The following is a 16,487-nucleotide window of genomic DNA, read 5'->3' on the forward strand; positions in this document are numbered from 1 at the left end:
GCAGATACTCTTGATAGATAGACTGCAGCCGGGTACGACGGAAGAATTTACTGTCACAGTGACAAAGGACATGCTGCCTGTTTTTGAAGGCCAAGTGGTGCACCCTGTGATGTCGACAGTCAGTATGATTTATTACATGGAATGGGCGGGAAGGCGCGTCATTTTGCCGTACCTGGAAGCTGATGAAGAGGGCTCGGGATTTGCTGTCGACATCAAGCATGTCGGACCAGCTGTGATTGGTCAGGAGGTCACGTTCCGGGCTACCTGTGTGCAGGTTACCGAAAAACGCGTAGTGTGCGAGGTTACGGCGGACACTACGCGCAATCGTGTAGGGCTCGGGACGTTCGTCCAGGCTATCTTCAAAAAGGATGAGATCAAGCGGCGTTTTGAGGCCTTGCAAGCTGAGATCAACGAGGAAGTACATGGAAAATCATAAATTTGACAGAATAAATTGACTTTTTTAAAATGTTTTACTATAATTACGTTTAAATAACGTTATATGATTTTATCGTCATATACTCTCGATCGATTCACGCACTTCCTACAGAATATGGTACAATTTCACACAGCATATAGGTATGAATCGATTTGGGGGTAGAAGAAACGTGAAGCCACAATCCATGCTTTTTACAATTTACGGTGAATACGTCCGCCATTATGGAAGCGAAATCTGGATTGGTAGTCTAACCAAGCTGATGGGGGAATTCGGACTCTCGGAGCCGGCTGTTCGTGCAGCGATCTCCCGGATGCTTCGCCAAGGCTGGCTGGAATCGCGAAAAGTAGGGAACCGCAGCTTCTACTCGGTATCTGAGCGCGGCAAAAAGCGGCTGGAAGAGGCAGCGGCACGTATTTATAAGGTCGAGACAGATGTGTGGGACGGCAAATGGTGCATTGCCAGCTACAATATCCCCGAGGAGCGTCGAGCGCTGCGTGATCAATTGCGCAAGGAGCTGGGCTGGATGGGCTTCGGGATGCTGACGACCAGCACATGGATCAGCCCGAATAATCTCAGTGATCGTGTGAAGGACCTGACGGAAGCGCACGAGATTACAGAGTATGTGGAGATTTTTACATCCGAGCATATGGGCTGGAGCAATCCGAAGCAGCTCGTGCAGAAATGCTGGGATATCGATGAAATCAATGAGAAGTACAAGGCCTTCATCGATGCCTACCGAGAAGAATATGAGCAGCTTTCAGCAAAACTGAGCAATGGAGAAGAGGTTCCAGACAGCCATTGCTTCGTGGAAAAGACAAAGCTCGTCCACCAATACCGCAAGTTCTTGTTCATCGATCCTGATTTGCCGCAGGAATTGTTGCCAGAGCTGTGGTTGGGCAAAGAGGCGGATCAGTTGTTCCAAAATTACTACCAGCTATTGAATCCAGGGGCAGTACGATTCTTCGAGACCGTGTATGAAGCTGCGCCATCCGCATAGGCGAAAGCTGCGAAGGAAAGGCCCTAGCACGTCTAGGGTCTTTTTTCATAAATACTTTTCCATTATTTAAAATGTAAGTGTTTTACTTGGGTGTAGTTTGGTGGACGCGAAACAAAGGGGGTACAGCACGAATATGACGGAATTGCTGCAGTACGTTGCAAACGGCCTCGTCAGTGGCGGGATTTACGCGATCGTAGCGGTTGGTTTCATCACGATTTACAACGTAAGCAAGGTGATCAATCTGGCGCAGGGTGAATTTTTGATGCTGGGCGGGATGGTTACAGTCGCCTTGATTGGCATGAATCTCCCGTATGGCTTGGCGGCATTGCTCGCGATCCTCATGGTCACCTTGATCGGTGTTTTGATGCAGAAATATGTAATCGCTTACGTCAAAAAGGCTAATCCGATTAGTTTGATTATTTTGACGATAGGAATCTCCACACTGATTCGTGGCATTGCCAGCTTCATTTGGGGAAAAGATGCGTTTGCACTCGAACCGATTACGAGCAATGAACCGATCTCAATCGGGGGCGTGATGATTGCACAACAAAGTATCTGGATTTTGGCCGCTGTTCTTATCATTCTTTTTTTACTGTGGTACTTGATGGACAAGACGATTCTCGGCAAAAAAATCAACGCCTGTTCGGTAAACCCGATGGCAGCTCGCTTGATGGGGATTAGCCCGACAAAGATGAGTATGCTGGCCTTTGCCATCAGTGGAGCGACAGGAGCGATAGCGGGAATCGTGATCGCGCCGCTTTCCGTAACGTCCTATGATATTGGCGTGTTGCTTGGAATCAAAGGCTTTTCCGCAGCCATTCTTGGCGGACTGGGAAATCCATTGGGTGCAGCCGTAGCCGCCTTTTTACTCGGGATCGTCGAGTCGCTGGGGGCTGGTTATATAAGCTCTGGTATGAAGGACGCGATCGCTTTTCTGGTGTTGATCGGCATGCTGTTGATTAAGCCATCCGGCATCTTTGGAGAACGCAGCGTTGGAAAAGGAGGGCTATGATGAAGCAGATCATCGATAAGTGGGGCAAAAGCATAGGAATCTACCTGTTTTTGATGATTCTTTTTCCATTCGTGATGCCAGATGAATACTATCGTTCAGTCGGAATTATTATCGGTCTTCAAGCAATTGTAACCATCGGGCTATGTCTCGTGATGGGGCTCGCGGGACAAATTTCGCTGGGACAAGCAGCATTTTGGGGGATAGGCGCCTATACCTCCGCAGTATTGACGACGAAGTACGGTCTACCCCCAATTATCGGCCTGATAGCTGCTGCGATTGTTCCAGGGTTATTCGCCTTTATCCTTGGGCGGGCGATAGCGGGGCTGCAAGGTTACTACCTTGCGATGGCGACACTCGCATTTGGCTACATCGTCCAGATCGGGATTACGGAGTGGGAGCCGGTCACAGGGGGAGCAAATGGGATGATCAGCATTCCGCAAATGACTTTCTTTGGTGGAAGCGAGCTATCCATGTACTTTTTGATTTGGGGAGTCGTCACTTGTGTGCTGCTCTTCTCACTTAATCTCTTGAATTCACGTGTCGGCAGAGCGTTTCGGGCGATTCACAAAAGTGAGATTGCCGCGACCTCCATGGGAATTGATGTCCGCAAGTTCAAGCTGAATGCCTTTGTGGTAAGCGGCATGTTCGCGGGTATTTCCGGCGGCCTGTACGCCCATTACATGGGAATTCTCGATCCGCAGCCGTTTGGACTGCACGAGTCGATCAAGTTTCTGACGATGGTCGTCATCGGCGGGATGACAAGCATCTGGGGCGCGTTGATCGGGACGATCCTGATTGGTTTTATCAGTGAAGCGCTGGTTCTCTTGAGTGAAGTAGTGCCAGGCTTGCAGGGGGATGTGGACACGATTGTTTTCGGTGCGATTCTCGTGCTGTTCATCATGTTCATGCCAGAAGGATTGGTTCCGCGCATCCGGACTGCTTTCGAAAAAGGGCAGGCCAAAAAGGCGAAGGCCATGGCTGACGAAGCACAGCGAAAGCAGCAGGCGGAAAGGAAGGCTGCAACATGACAACACTTTTGGATGTGCAAAAGCTTTCTCGTGATTTTGGCGGCGTACGGGCAGTGAATCAAGTAGATTTTCAGGTGCGGGAAGGAGAGATTCTCGCGCTGATCGGTCCGAATGGCGCTGGAAAAAGCACGGTGCTCAACATGGTGTCAGGTGTGATCCCGCCTTCGGAAGGAGAGATTCGCTTTAGCAGCCAGCCGCTTACACGTGTGCAAGGCTATGAATATGCCGGATTGGGTATCACGCGAACCTTTCAAAACCTCCAGACCTTTGACGATATGACCGTCTTGGAAAACGTGATGGTCGGCATGCATACCAAGACAAGCGCGAGTCTCTTTTCCTGCGGCATGAATCTGGCAAAATCCCGCAAGGAAGAGAAGATGATGCAGGAGCAGGCACAGACGTGGATAGAGAATGTAGGTCTGGCAGAGGAAGCGACCTCTTTGGCTGGGAGCTTGCCATACGGGAAGCTGCGGTTGATGGAGATTGCCCGCGCGATGGTAGCCAAACCACGGCTGCTCTTGTTGGACGAGCCTGCTGCGGGTCTGAATCATACCGAGACGGCGGAGATGAGCCGTATGTTTTGCGAGATTCGCGACAACGGAACGGCTATTTTGCTAGTGGAGCATGACATGGACATGATCATGACGATTGCAGACCGCATCGTTGTATTGGATCAAGGATCAAAAATCGCAGAAGGAACCCCGCGTGAGATTCAGGAGAACCCGCGAGTGATTGCGGCGTATCTGGGTGCAGAATGAAGCGCGAAAGAGGTGGAACATGATGGGGAAGATAGTCCTTACAGTAGACAACATCACGGCTCGCTATGGCCCGGTGGAAGTGCTGCACGGCATTAACCTGCAGGTGAATGAGGGAGAAATCGTCTCCCTGTTAGGCGCAAATGGGGCGGGCAAAACGACGCTTTTGAACTGTATCTGCGGTCTGCACGGCGACAAGGAAGGCAAGATTTGGTTTCGAGACGCGGACATTACGCGTGTCCCTGCGGAGCTGGTGGTACCTCGGGGCATGGCGCATGTACCGGAGCGCAGACAAATTTTTTCCACGCTGACCGTGGAGGACAATTTGTGGCTAGGTGCCTCGCATCGGATGCCCAAGACGAGCAAAAAGGAAATTGCCAAAGAAATGGAGACGGTGTATGAACGTTTCCCCATTTTGGCAGAGCGCAAATGGCAGCTCGGAGGAACGCTTTCCGGAGGGCAGCAGCAGATGCTTGCCATTGGCAGAGCGCTCTTGTCTCGACCGCAGCTCCTCTTGTTGGACGAGCCTTCGCTAGGATTGGCTCCATTGATTGCCAAAGAAATCCTGACGATTGTGCAGGAGATTCGCTCGGAGTGGGGCACCACAGTGCTGTTGGTCGAGCAAAATGCTCGCGCAGCCCTCGCAATTTCCGACCGGGCATATGTACTCAGTACGGGAACCGTCATGCTGGAAGGGAAGGCAGACGAGATTAGCAATGACCCGCGTGTACAATCTGCTTATTTGGGTAGCTCCCACGAAGCAGTGTAGCCAACATAGCAGTTTGATCAAGATCAACCACATACATGAGGGGGTACACCCATGAAAAAACGATCATTCAAGAATTGGTTATTACCAGCAGCAGTCGCTTCACTTGTTTTCTTAAGTGCCTGTGGAGGCGGCGCCACGCCAGCAGCAGAGTCGGGCACTGGTGGTGGCACCAGCAAGGACCCGATCAAGGTCGGCGCTATTTTCTCACTAACGGGTCCGAACAGTCCGCTCGGCGTACCGGAGAAGCAAGCGGTAGAGCTGTTGGTAAAAGAAATCAACGGCGCAGGCGGAGTAGATGGTCGACCGTTGGAAGTTATTTTTGAAGACGACAAGTCCGACAATACAGAAGCGGTAAAAGCGATCAAAAAACTCGCTTCGAAAGAAAAGGTCGTAGCTGTACTCGGCTCCTCAGGCAGTGGTCCGTCTCTCGGGATGGCTGAGTATGCTGCAGCAGAAAAGCTCCCGCTGATCTCAATGGCAGCGGCAGACCAAATCACCAATCCCGTTCGTGCTGGCATCTACAAAACACCGCACACGGACGTACACGGAACGAAGCGCATCTTCAAATATTTGAAGGAAAAAGGCATAACGAAAATTGCTACGCTCAATGACAGCAATCCATACGGAAGTGGCTGGACGACGCAATTGCAAAAATATGCGCCTGAATACGGCATCACGATTGTAGCTGAAGAAAAGTACGGCACAAAAGACCCGTCCATGAGCTCCCAATTGACCAAGATCAAAGGGACTGATGCGCAGGCTCTGATTGTGGCAGGTACGAACCCTGGACCCGCTACGATTGTGAAGGAAGCCAAGCAACTGAACCTCACTATTCCGATCATTAGCAGCCATGGCTCTGCGAACAGCAAATTCCTTGAACTGATTGGAGACGCGGGCGAGGGTGTCCTGATGGTAGCTGGAAAACTGCTCATTCCTGAACAAGTAGCGGCGGACGATCCGCAATCTGCCATCATCAAAAAATTCGTGGATGGCTATCAAGCTGCTTACAATACACAGCCAGACGGATTCGCGGGATACGGTTACGACGGCTTGAATCTGCTCGTGGAAGGCTTGAAGCAGGCAGGCGGCGACACATCCAAACTGGGCGAAGTATTGGAAAAGGTGAAATACGTGGGGGTAACCGGAGAATTCAAGTTCACGGCTGATGATCATAACGGTCTGACAGAAGACAGCATGATCATGGTTGAAGTGAAGGATGGAAAATTCCAGCTCGTTAAATAAGTGAAAAAAGTTCGTTCCCTCCGCGTTGTGAAAAAGAATGCGGGGGGAATCGTTGTTTTCATCACAAGGGTAGGAGGATCATGCATGTCTCAATTGCTGAATAGCGTCTTAATGGTCGCACCGATTTTACAAAAGGCATTTTTGTCCGAATGTATGGTAGGAGTCACGGACAAAGAGAAGTTTCTCGCTTATTATCCGGCACAGGGCTTGAACCTGGGGATTCGCGTAGGAGACGAATTGCGCCCGGGGAGTATCAATGCGACGGCGGTAAAAGAGGGCAAGCGGGTTGTGAAGAAGATTTCCAAAGAGCTGTACGGCATCCCTTATATCGCAGTCGGTTATCCGCTTGTGGAAAACGGGCAAGTGGTCGGTTGCTTGGCGACAGGCGTGACGACTGATCAAGAGGATCGCTTGCATGGCTTGGCTCAAAACTTGACGGACGCGCTGGAAAATATCGCTTCGCACACAGAAAGTCTGGCAAAGGACGCAGACCATTTGGCTCAAGCGAGTCACACGCTGAGTGATGCAGCCGGTCAATTAGGGATGAAAATTGCAGAAACGACCCAGATCAACGAATTGATCCGGAATATCTCGACGCGCTCCAATGTACTCGGCTTGAATGCCGTCCTCGAAGCGGCACGTGCAGGGGCTGCTGGTCGCGGCTTTTCCGTGGTCGCAGAGGAAATCCGTCAGCTTTCTCAGACGACGGCTACTTCAGCGAAGGGTATTTTCCAACTATTGGATGAAATGAATGCACTCGTCGGAACGGTTACTGGCGAAATGGAGAAGACGATGAATCACAGCGTACAGCAGTCGACGCGAATACAGGAGCTGGATGCAGTCATGCAAGAGCTGCGGCATATGGCCGAGCAGTTGAAAAAGACAGCAGAAATAACTGGGCGCGGGGAATAGGAGAGTCCCTATGTGAGCGTATTGCAAAAACGTATGACGTTATGTTATTATTGCGTTATAAAAACGTATTATAATTTTATCATAATGCATACCTGATAAAAGGAGGGCGTTCTCCATGCAAATGAGGCTCGAACATACCGATCTGACTGAAAACGAAAAGTTGGAAGCGTTTTTAGCGAGAATCGATCGCGGGGAAAAAATAGAGGCAGACGATTGGATGCCAGACGATTATCGCAACCAGTTGATCAAGCTGATTTCGATGCATGGCATCAGTGAGATCATGGGTGCCTTGCCGGAAAAAGAATGGGTACCAAAGGCGCCGACACTGCGCAGAAAGCTGGCGATTATGGCGAAGGTCCAGGACGAGATGGGGCATGGTCAATTGCTGCTTCGCGTCGCAGAAGACTTGCTTGAGCCATTGGGAAAGACGCGCGAGGACATCATGAATGATTTGTTTACAAAAAGACTGAAATTTCACAATGTATTTCACATGGAAGCGCCTACCTGGGCTGACGCTGGTGTGATTGGCTGGCTGGTTGACGGAGCGGCTATCATTACGCAATCGATGTCCCTCGATACATCTTATGCACCTTACGCCCGCGCTCTGCATCGGATCTGTGCGGAGGAAAAGTTCCACGCCCAGCACGGGGAGAGCATCGTCTTGGAGTTGGCGGAAGGCACCGATGAACAGCGTCAAATGCTGCAAGATGCTATCCATCGTTGGTGGCCAGCGCTCTTGATGTTTTTCGGACCGCCGGAAAACGGCAACATTACGAGCAATCAGGAAGCCAATATGCGTTACAAGATTCGTACACAGACCAATGAAGAATTGCGCCAAGTGTTCCTGAAAAAGTATTTGCCGCGTATTTTCCACCTTGGCTTCACAGTGCCAGACGATACGATTTACTTCGACGAGGCAGAAGACAAATGGGTCTACCAACAGCCTGACTGGGAAGAGTTCAAGCAAATCGTCAAGGGGAACGGACCTCGCTCCGCTCACCGTCTGAATCTTCGGGTAATGTCTTATGAGGAAACCAAATGGGTGCGCGATGCGATTATGTCGTACGGCCGACAAGTAGGGTAGGTGAATGTGGATGAGCAATGAAAACTTTTTCATATACGAAGTATTCAGCCAAAAAAGCGTAAATGCTCCGTTCGTCCAACAGTTCAGTTTGTTAGCACCCAATAAAGAAGTTGCCTTGAGCATGGCGAGGGAGAACTTCCTGCGCCGCGAGCCTTGTTTTAATTTGTGGGTAGTCAAGCGCGACGACATTTTTGGACTGCCGCCAGAGGAGCGTCCTTTCCTGGAAAGACTCGACAACAAGAGCTATCGGGAGACCAAAGGATACGGCGACTTGCAGTCGAGATGGCGCCACCATCGCGAGCAGTACGAAGAAAAACAGAAGCATGCAGGCAACGGCAGTTAAGCAGGAGGGATACAATCATGGGCGACCGTTTACATGTAGAAACAGTGGAAGCAGCAAAACAAAACCCGGCATTCGCAAAAGCCTTGACCGACCTGTTGTTCCAGCTTGCTGATGACGATTTTATATTGGCTTATCGTGGATCGGAATGGCTTGGGCTGGCTCCGCATATTGAAGAAGATGTGGCCTTTTCATCGATGTCTCAGGACATGATGGGCCATGCCGTGATGTTTTATGAAATGCTTGAGCAGCTAGGGGTAGGCAAAGCTGACGATCTCGCACAGCTGCGCGAGGCGAAGGCATTTTCCAATGCGATCTTGGTAGAGCGTAAAAACGGCGACGGCGAATACAACGATCATCCGCATTACGATTGGGCTTATGCAATTGTTCGCAGCTATGTTTATGGCTTATACAAGCAGGTTCGCTTGGAGGCACTAATGCAGTCGTCATACGCACCACTCGCGCTGGTCAGTCGCAAAATGATGACAGAGCATCGCTATCATCTGATGCACTGGCAAGTTTGGTTGAAGCAATTGGCGAACAGTACGGCTGATGCCCGTCAGAGGCTGGAGGCAGCCATTGCAAAAGTTTGGAAGGATACCGGGGAGCTGCCTCATCTTGGACCAAACCAGGGTGATATCGTTCAATTTGGTCTTATTGCAGATGAAGAGCAACTGAAACAAAAATGGCTGACGCTGACCAAAGACATTTTCGAAAAAGCAGGACTCCACTGGCCGGGTGAGCCAGGAATGCCACAAGAGCGAGGCCGTCACGGTGAACACACTGCTGATCTCGTGCAGGCTTTGGCTACCTTGTCTGAAGTGTATCGCATTGATCCGGCTGCAGGCTGGTAAAAAGGAGTGATTCTCTCATGGCGCAAGAAGAACTGCAACTGCATGAAGGGCTTGAAGCGACATGCTGGGAACTGCTGCAGCAAGTAACGGATCCCGAAATTCCGGTGGTCAGCATGGTGGAGATGGGGATGATTCACAAAGTGCGCGTCGAGGCAGACGTCGTACACGTCGAGGTGCTCCCTACCTTTGTCGGCTGTCCGGCACTCGAGATCATGAAGAAGAACATCACAGAAAAGCTGGTGGAGGCAGAAGGAATCAATCAGGTTCAGGTCGTGTTTGTCTATGATCCAGCCTGGACATCTGATCGTATCGCCTTGGATGCTCGCGATAAGTTGAAAAGCTTTGGCATCGCGCCGCCACCGGTTGACTTCAAACCGGGAGACACGTGGGAAGTAGCCTGTCCCTACTGTGATTCCCCCTATACACAAATAGAAAATTTGTTTGGTCCTGCTGCTTGTCGAAGTATTTTGTATTGCCGGCACTGCAAAAATCCGTTTGAGGCCCTAAAACCAATCTATTGAGAGAGATTGAGAGGAGCGAAAGTCATGGGAGAGTACAAGCAAATGTTTATTAATGGAGAATGGGTGAATGCTGAGAGTGGCGAGTCCATTCAGATTACGAATCCTGCTACAGGTGAAACAGTTGGAACTGTAACCTTCGGGGATGGTCGCGATGCCAACAAGGCCATTGACGCCGCTCATCAGGCGTTTGCCAGCTGGTCTCGACTGACTGCTCGCGAGCGCGCCAAATATTTGTACAACTTGTCCGAACTGGTGAAAAACAATCGGGATGAACTGGCGGGCATCATTTCTGCTGAAATGGGCAAGCCTTTGGGCGAGGCAAAAGGCGAAGTGCTGGGAGCCGCAGATAACTTTGTCTGGTACGCAGAAGAGGCCAAGCGTGTCAACGGAGAAACGATCCCATCCTCGGTTCCGAACAAGCGTATCATGGTGCTGCGTCAGCCTGTAGGGGTAGTAGGGGCGATTACCCCATGGAACTTCCCTGTGAACATGGTTGCACGCAAGATCGCTCCGGCTTTGGCTGCGGGCTGCACGGTGGTTTTAAAGCCAGCAGAAAGCACACCGCTGTCTGCGATTCGCATGTTTGAGCTGATTGAGCAGGCTGGCTTTCCAAAAGGCGTCGTAAATCTCGTCATTGGAAATCCGGAATCGATTGGGAAGGAGTTCATCGACAATCCGAAGCTCTCCAAAATCGGATTTACAGGCTCCACTCGTGTCGGCAAGCTGCTGATGGAGGGCGCGGCGAAGCAAGTGAAGCGCGTCAGCATGGAGCTTGGTGGTCACGCACCGTTCATCGTATTCCCGGATGCTGATCTGGATGCAGCCGTAAAAGGTCTGTTTGAGAGCAAGTTCCGCAACTCCGGTCAAATGTGCATTTGCACGAACCGCCTGTATGTCCATGAGGATGTCGCAGATGCGTTTACAGAAAAGCTGGTAGAACGTCTGAAGCGTGCAAAGGTAGGGGATGGCCGCCAGAAAGAGACGGAGATCGGTCCATTGGTGAATGAGCGTGCCTTGAACAAGGTTCTCGAGCATATCGAAGACGCCAAAGACAAAGGCGGGCAAGTGGTTTACGGCGGAAATCGTTTGGTTGAAGGTGATTATGCAAAGGGCTTCTATTGTGAACCGACTTTGATTTCAGGCGTGACAGCCGAAATGAAAATATCCTATGAAGAAACATTTGGTCCTGTTGTTCCGCTCATTCGTTTCACAGAGGAAGCGGATGTCGTGAAAATGGCAAATGATACGCGCTATGGCTTGGCTGCTTATGTGTACACGCGCGATAATCAACGTTGCTTCCGCATGGCTGAGCTCCTCGAATACGGAATCGTTGGGATCAATGACGGATCGCCAACTCAAACACAAGCGCCGTTTGGCGGTTTCAAGGAAAGCGGAATCGGCCGTGAGGGTGGCCGCTACGGAATGGATGAGTATTTGGAAACCAAGTTCGTTTCCTTTGGACTGTAAGATTGGAAAGGGAAGAGTTCAGACAAAATCTGGACTCTTCTTTATTTTCATATAGGGAAGATTTTAAACCGTACCGATGAACAAACAAAGCTGGTGAGAAGAAAAAGCACTGGGCTCGTAGACCTTGACAAAGCCTCCCCAGTCGGAACTTAAAAAAGGGGACCACGCTTGTCGAACACTTCTTCCTTGAGAAACGTCCGCCCGTAGGGTGGCTTTGGCTCGACGGTCACCTTTTTTAAGTGGAGACGGCCAGTGAATCCCCCTTGCGGGCGTGTCAGAGTCGAAGAGAACTGTGCTTTTTCTTCTCCTCCACTATGTTGACCCCACTCATAAGAAGTTTTTTGTGTAAATTTTGTGAATTGTATTGTTCAACACTTTGTTCATTTTTATCTTCAAAGAAAAAGGGAATAAACGGTATAATGGAGATTGGATCAAGGGCAATATTTAATAGATAAAAATTGGTATTTCATATTGGCACAAAATGTACATATGACGACGCCAAGTGAGAGTGGTATCGTCCAAGATTTCACATTCGGAAGGGAGGATATAAACTTGGGAAATGCACATCAAATGCACGAGATGTCACCGACTACCGGATCAGCAACCTTTTCGGATTTATGGAGTCCGGATGTGATGCTTTTATCGTTGCTCGTGACTACTGTCTACTTTCTCGTAACAGGTCCTATGCATAAACGTTTTGAAAACGCTACACCGTCGACTGGCAAGCAAAGATTGCTTTTTGTGTTGGCAATCGTGTTGTTTTACATTGCACAAGGAAGCCCTATCAGTTATTACGGCCATCATTACATGTTTAGTTTACACATGCTCCAACAATCGATCTTGTACTTTGCTCTGCCACCACTCATGCTTCTGGCAATGCCTGAATGGCTTTTGGCCAAGATTTTCCGTCCGAAAGCGCTGAAGCTCATCCTAAACTCTTTGACACATCCGTTAGTGGCAGCGCTTTTGTTCAACTCCCTGTTTTCGTTTTACCATGTTCCGTTTATTTTTGATGCCGTCGCGATCAACCATGAGTGGATGACGTTTTATCATGTCATTCTCGTGATTGCCGCATTTGCAATGTGGTGGCCAATTGTCAGTCCGTTGTCTGATAACAAGCGACAACTGGCCGGATTGAAAAAACTGTCGTACGTTTTTGCAAACGGTGTCTTGATCACGCCAGCCTGCGCGCTGATTATTTTTGCCTCGGAACCGCTGTACGCTACGTATATAGCTGCTCCACAACTATTCCAGAGCCTTGACGCGTTTAATGATCAGCGTCTTGGCGGGATCATTATGAAGCTGGTACAGGAGCTTGTTTACGGCTGTGTGCTGGCCTATGTCTTCTACCAGTGGTACAAGGCAGAGAAGCAGGACGACCTGCCGATGGATCAATCTTTCGGCGCTGAAAAGCCGACTTTTTAAATATGTGCGAACAGCAGAAACGTTTGTTGAATGAGGTGAAAAAATGGGGCTTATATTGCCTACAGTAAGTACGGCTTTTATCGTCATTAGCGGAATTCTCGTTGCGATTGGCTGGTACGCCATTGCGAAAAAGCAAGTAGAAAAGCATATGAAGATTATGAAATGGGCTGCGATTTGTGCCACGATCTTCTTTATCACTTATGTTTCCAGAACGGCGTTTATCGGAAACACGCATTTTGGCGGACCTGACAGCATCAAGCCAATCTATCAGACGTTCTTGTTCTTCCACATCGTCCTGGCAACAGTCGGTGGTGTGATGGGTCTGATTACACTCAGGTACGCTTACACGAAAAACTATGCTTCTCATCGGAAGATCGGTCCTTGGACGTCCATTGTCTGGTTTGTCACTTCGATTACAGGAGCTGCGGTTTATCTGCTGCTGTACTGGATTTATCCAGGTGGCGAGACCTCTGGCGTGCTGGATGTAATTTTTGGTAAGTGATCGTTTTAGTAGTTTGGATACAATGTAGGTAGTTTATCCAGTCATGATTCGGATGTTCAGATAGAAGGAAACAGGAGGTACAAAACGTGGACCAGCAAATAACCGTGCAGGAATCGCTTGATGCCGATGCTTCTTTGCAGACACAGCCGGTAGGGCCAACTACCTTTCGGGATTACGTACAACTGACGAAGCCCGGCATTACCCTGTCAAACTTGATGACCACTTTTGCTGCTTTATGGTTAGCGTCCTACGGTTATCCGAACTGGAAACTGGCTTTTTTCACCATGCTGGGAACCGCTTTGGTCATTATGTCGGGGGCGGCTTTAAATAATTTCTACGACCGAGATCTGGACAAAAAAATGAAGCGGACGCAACATCGGGCGGTAGCAACCGGAAGAATTTCTGCACGTAGCGCGATCCTCTTGGGAATTGGTCTGCTGTTGGCAGGGGTTACTGTGCTGGCTGTATATGCGAATCCTTTGGCGGCGGTTTGGGGATTGATCGGTCACATTTTTTACGTGCTGATTTACACGCCGTTGAAACGAGTGACAACTCTCAATACGGTGATTGGCGGTATTTCAGGTGCAGCTCCTCCGGTAATTGGGTGGGTAGCAGTAACAGAGACCATGGACATGACTGCATGGCTGTTATTCCTGGTTTTGTTCTTGTGGCAGCCTCCCCATTTTTTGGCGTTGGCCATGCTGAAAACAGAAGAATACCGTGCAGGTAATCTGCCGATGCTACCGGTAGTAAAAGGCTTTGCCGAGACCAAGCGACAGATGGTGCTATGGGGTTCGGTGTTGCTCCCGGCTTCTTTGCTGCTGTTTGTCCATGCTAGTCTAGGCTATGTGTATTTGCTCGTCATGGGTGTGATGGGGATTGTGTACATGGTTTTGCTTTTCCAAGGGTTCAAAACCAAGGATGATCTTGCATGGGCACGCAAACTGTTCGGGTATTCCATCCTTTATTTGACAGTGTTTTGTGCAGCGATCGTCATCAGTACCATGGTCAACTATTATTGACACGAAACACTCACTAAATGTTCACGGAACATCCCTTGCTTAGCAGGGGATGTTTCATTATCGTAAAAGAGGACATAGAACGAGGTGTTGTTTGATCCTCACAAGAAACAGGGTGACTTACTATGGGAAAATGGCTGAAGCCATTAGCTTTTCTTGCTACCTTGATCATGTTTATCGTGATGGTAGCCGGTTCGCTTGTTACAAAGACAGATTCAGCACTCGGCTGTGGAAATGACTGGCCGCTGTGCAACGGTAAATGGGTTCCTGAATACACGTTGGCATCCATTATTGAATATTCTCATCGCCTGATTACAGGTGTTGCCGGTATTGTTGTCGCGATTTTTTCTGTACTTTGCTGGCGTTATTACAAAGACAACCAAGAAGTTCGCAATCTCGCTATTTTTGGTTTGTTTTTCATCGTAGTGGAGTCCATTCTCGGTGCTTCTGCCGTCATTTGGCCACAGTCCTCATCTGTTTTGGCTCTGCACTTCGGATTCTCCTTGCTTGCTTATTCAGGCGTGTTCCTGTTGAGTATGTTTGTTTATCAGCGAGAAAAAACGCAAAGTCTGGTGAAAACGACCGTCTCAAAAGGCTTCCGCAACTGGATGTGGTTCGTCGCTATTTATACGTACGCTGTCGTTTATCTCGGAGCGTATGTCAGACATACGGGTTCAAGTTTGGCATGCAGTGACTGGCCTCTGTGTCAGGGACAGGTCATCCCGGAGTTGTACGGACAGACCGGTATTCATTTTGCCCACAGAATCGCTGCGATGGTGTTGGGATTCTTGCTGTTGGGGACAATGATTTACTGTATACGTCATTTCAAGGAAAAACGGCGTGACTTGTACGGTGCAAGTATCCTGAGCTTTATTCTTTGCGTTGCGCAGGTGTTCAGCGGCGGCTTCGTGATTATTTACAAGCTTCACCTGTACGCTACGCTGACTCACTCGATGATTATCACGATCTTGTTTGGGATCATCAGCTACATGTGTTTGCAGACATTGAAGTCACCGACAAATGAAAAGCTGAGAAGATAAGAGGAAAAGCTGCGCTCCTAATTCGTGGAGGGCAGCTTTTTTTATAAGGGCTGCGGCGGGGGAAGAAGTGCATTTCCAGTCTACGCTTCGGCCTCCGTCCCACAAGGGGCTGAAACTCCCCGCCATTTATTTCATAGCTGGGTAGGGCATGAGAGGCGCTTGGACTGGAAATGCACTTCTTCCTACTACAACGGATAGAAGACAACGCATTTAAAAACCGAACCGTCAGGCTATTGCCCAGACGGTTTTTCAACATTCAATGGAACAAAAACACCATTTTCCCAACGATACATTTGCAAAGTAGTCTCAGGTTTGCCCGGAAGTGGTTCACCTGTATCCGGGTTTAGCTCCTGTTGCGTTTGCCAGTAGTAGAGCAAGGGTTTTTCTGTGTCGTCATGAAGGATTTGATAACTGCCAACAGTTTGGAAAAGTTGACCACCCGGCATGGAAACCGTTTCCCGCAGCAGCCCTTCCCATGCTTTGACTAGACGCCCTTTGTCCAAATACCACAGATTCGCCTCGTAGATACATATGCCGGAGCCGCCTGTATGGTGGATGGTTTCAAATACTCGTTTTTCTGCGAGCAAACGTGGTTCAGCGTCGTCGTTTTTGTCGATCTCGGAGTGATTCACTTCACGCGTATAGTCCCAATGATCCAATTGCAGGTGCGGTGGATTCCATTGCTCTTCCGCGATGAGGGCATACGTACGATCTGGCTTTTGATCCAAGATGTAGAAATTTCCGATATGTACGCTGCCGTTATGCTTGGCGACAATTTCTGGTTTTGGGTCATCATCCAGATTGACGAGTTGAAAATCAAAGTAGTCGGAAACAACTGGATCTTTGGTTTGCTTGTTAATCCATTCTATTACTTGGGTCTTGGTAGGCTCCTTGGAGGCAAGAGAAGAGGGGGCAGTGAGGACGAGACTGGAGGCGGCAAGTCCTACTGTCAGGTTGAGCAACAGGTGGGAATTACGCAACGGTAACGAGCTCCTTTCCGGGAAGAGACCGATTAAGCACGATCCTTTCAGTTGGAAGACGAGCAGTCAGGAGCAAAAGTTACGGAAAAGTGGAGTAAATTTCA

18 protein-coding genes are annotated in these 16,487 nt (G+C 49.4%); 17 read left to right on the forward strand and 1 reads right to left on the reverse strand.

The window, feature by feature from the left end; genetic code table 11:
- The first annotated feature begins 10 nt into the window (after positions 1-10).
- From M3630_RS17825 to M3630_RS17905, 17 genes are all read left to right on the forward strand, one after another.
- Entirely contained in the window at positions 11-436 is a 426-nt protein-coding gene (locus M3630_RS17825; protein ID WP_173609900.1) for a thioesterase family protein, read from the forward strand.
- Positions 437-605: 169 nt separating this feature from the next.
- A complete protein-coding gene (gene paaX, locus M3630_RS17830; protein ID WP_016741468.1) occupies positions 606-1,433 on the forward strand; it encodes a phenylacetic acid degradation operon negative regulatory protein PaaX in 828 nt (275 codons plus the stop codon).
- 133 nt (positions 1,434-1,566) lie between these two features.
- Positions 1,567-2,445 (forward strand): branched-chain amino acid ABC transporter permease, encoded by an 879-nt coding sequence (locus M3630_RS17835; RefSeq protein ID WP_106656170.1) that lies wholly within the window; start codon positions 1,567-1,569, stop codon positions 2,443-2,445.
- Positions 2,442-3,473: a branched-chain amino acid ABC transporter permease gene (locus M3630_RS17840; protein WP_251252945.1), complete on the forward strand. Its 1,032-nt coding sequence runs from the start codon at positions 2,442-2,444 to the stop codon at positions 3,471-3,473. The genes M3630_RS17835 and M3630_RS17840 overlap by 4 nt, the downstream gene beginning before the upstream one ends.
- Entirely contained in the window at positions 3,470-4,231 is a 762-nt protein-coding gene (locus M3630_RS17845; RefSeq protein WP_173609902.1) for an ABC transporter ATP-binding protein, read from the forward strand. The genes M3630_RS17840 and M3630_RS17845 overlap by 4 nt, the downstream gene beginning before the upstream one ends.
- Positions 4,232-4,253: 22 nt before the next feature.
- Positions 4,254-4,997: an ABC transporter ATP-binding protein gene (locus M3630_RS17850; protein WP_173610235.1), complete on the forward strand. Its 744-nt coding sequence runs from the start codon at positions 4,254-4,256 to the stop codon at positions 4,995-4,997.
- A 51-nt stretch (positions 4,998-5,048) separates the two neighbouring features.
- Positions 5,049-6,239, forward strand: a complete 1,191-nt coding sequence (locus M3630_RS17855) for an ABC transporter substrate-binding protein (RefSeq protein ID WP_251252946.1) — start codon at positions 5,049-5,051, stop codon at positions 6,237-6,239.
- Between the two features lie 84 nt (positions 6,240-6,323).
- Positions 6,324-7,151, forward strand: a complete 828-nt coding sequence (locus tag M3630_RS17860) for a methyl-accepting chemotaxis protein (protein WP_221867815.1) — start codon at positions 6,324-6,326, stop codon at positions 7,149-7,151.
- A 115-nt stretch (positions 7,152-7,266) separates the two neighbouring features.
- Entirely contained in the window at positions 7,267-8,235 is a 969-nt protein-coding gene (gene paaA, locus M3630_RS17865) for a 1,2-phenylacetyl-CoA epoxidase subunit PaaA (RefSeq protein WP_173609905.1), read from the forward strand.
- Between the two features lie 10 nt (positions 8,236-8,245).
- Positions 8,246-8,578: a 1,2-phenylacetyl-CoA epoxidase subunit PaaB gene (gene paaB, locus M3630_RS17870; RefSeq protein WP_015893218.1), complete on the forward strand. Its 333-nt coding sequence runs from the start codon at positions 8,246-8,248 to the stop codon at positions 8,576-8,578.
- Positions 8,579-8,595: 17 nt separating this feature from the next.
- Positions 8,596-9,429 (forward strand): 1,2-phenylacetyl-CoA epoxidase subunit PaaC, encoded by an 834-nt coding sequence (paaC, locus tag M3630_RS17875; protein ID WP_251252947.1) that lies wholly within the window; start codon positions 8,596-8,598, stop codon positions 9,427-9,429.
- A gap of 17 nt (positions 9,430-9,446) precedes the next feature.
- On the forward strand, positions 9,447-9,950 hold the full coding sequence (paaD, locus tag M3630_RS17880) for a 1,2-phenylacetyl-CoA epoxidase subunit PaaD (protein WP_251252948.1): 504 nt from the start codon (positions 9,447-9,449) through the stop codon (positions 9,948-9,950).
- 24 nt (positions 9,951-9,974) lie between these two features.
- Positions 9,975-11,417, forward strand: coding sequence for an NAD-dependent succinate-semialdehyde dehydrogenase (locus tag M3630_RS17885; RefSeq protein ID WP_251252949.1), 1,443 nt, complete (start codon positions 9,975-9,977; stop codon positions 11,415-11,417).
- A 552-nt stretch (positions 11,418-11,969) separates the two neighbouring features.
- On the forward strand, positions 11,970-12,842 hold the full coding sequence (locus M3630_RS17890) for a cytochrome c oxidase assembly protein (protein ID WP_251252950.1): 873 nt from the start codon (positions 11,970-11,972) through the stop codon (positions 12,840-12,842).
- Positions 12,843-12,885: 43 nt separating this feature from the next.
- Positions 12,886-13,344 carry a DUF420 domain-containing protein gene (locus tag M3630_RS17895; RefSeq protein ID WP_007728156.1) on the forward strand — a complete coding sequence of 153 codons (459 nt, stop codon included), beginning with the start codon at positions 12,886-12,888 and terminating at the stop codon, positions 13,342-13,344.
- An 86-nt stretch (positions 13,345-13,430) separates the two neighbouring features.
- A complete protein-coding gene (gene cyoE, locus M3630_RS17900; RefSeq protein WP_251252951.1) occupies positions 13,431-14,366 on the forward strand; it encodes a heme o synthase in 936 nt (311 codons plus the stop codon).
- 122 nt (positions 14,367-14,488) lie between these two features.
- A complete protein-coding gene (locus tag M3630_RS17905) occupies positions 14,489-15,403 on the forward strand; it encodes a COX15/CtaA family protein (protein WP_221867819.1) in 915 nt (304 codons plus the stop codon).
- Positions 15,404-15,633: 230 nt separating this feature from the next.
- Here the strand turns inward: M3630_RS17905 and M3630_RS17910 are convergent, their stop codons facing one another.
- Entirely contained in the window at positions 15,634-16,383 is a 750-nt protein-coding gene (locus tag M3630_RS17910; protein WP_251252952.1) for a hypothetical protein, read from the reverse strand.
- Positions 16,384-16,487: the final 104 nt, after the last annotated feature.

Origin of the sequence: Brevibacillus sp. MER 51 (assembly GCF_023714195.1) — a bacterium.
Taxonomy (GTDB): domain Bacteria; phylum Bacillota; class Bacilli; order Brevibacillales; family Brevibacillaceae; genus Brevibacillus.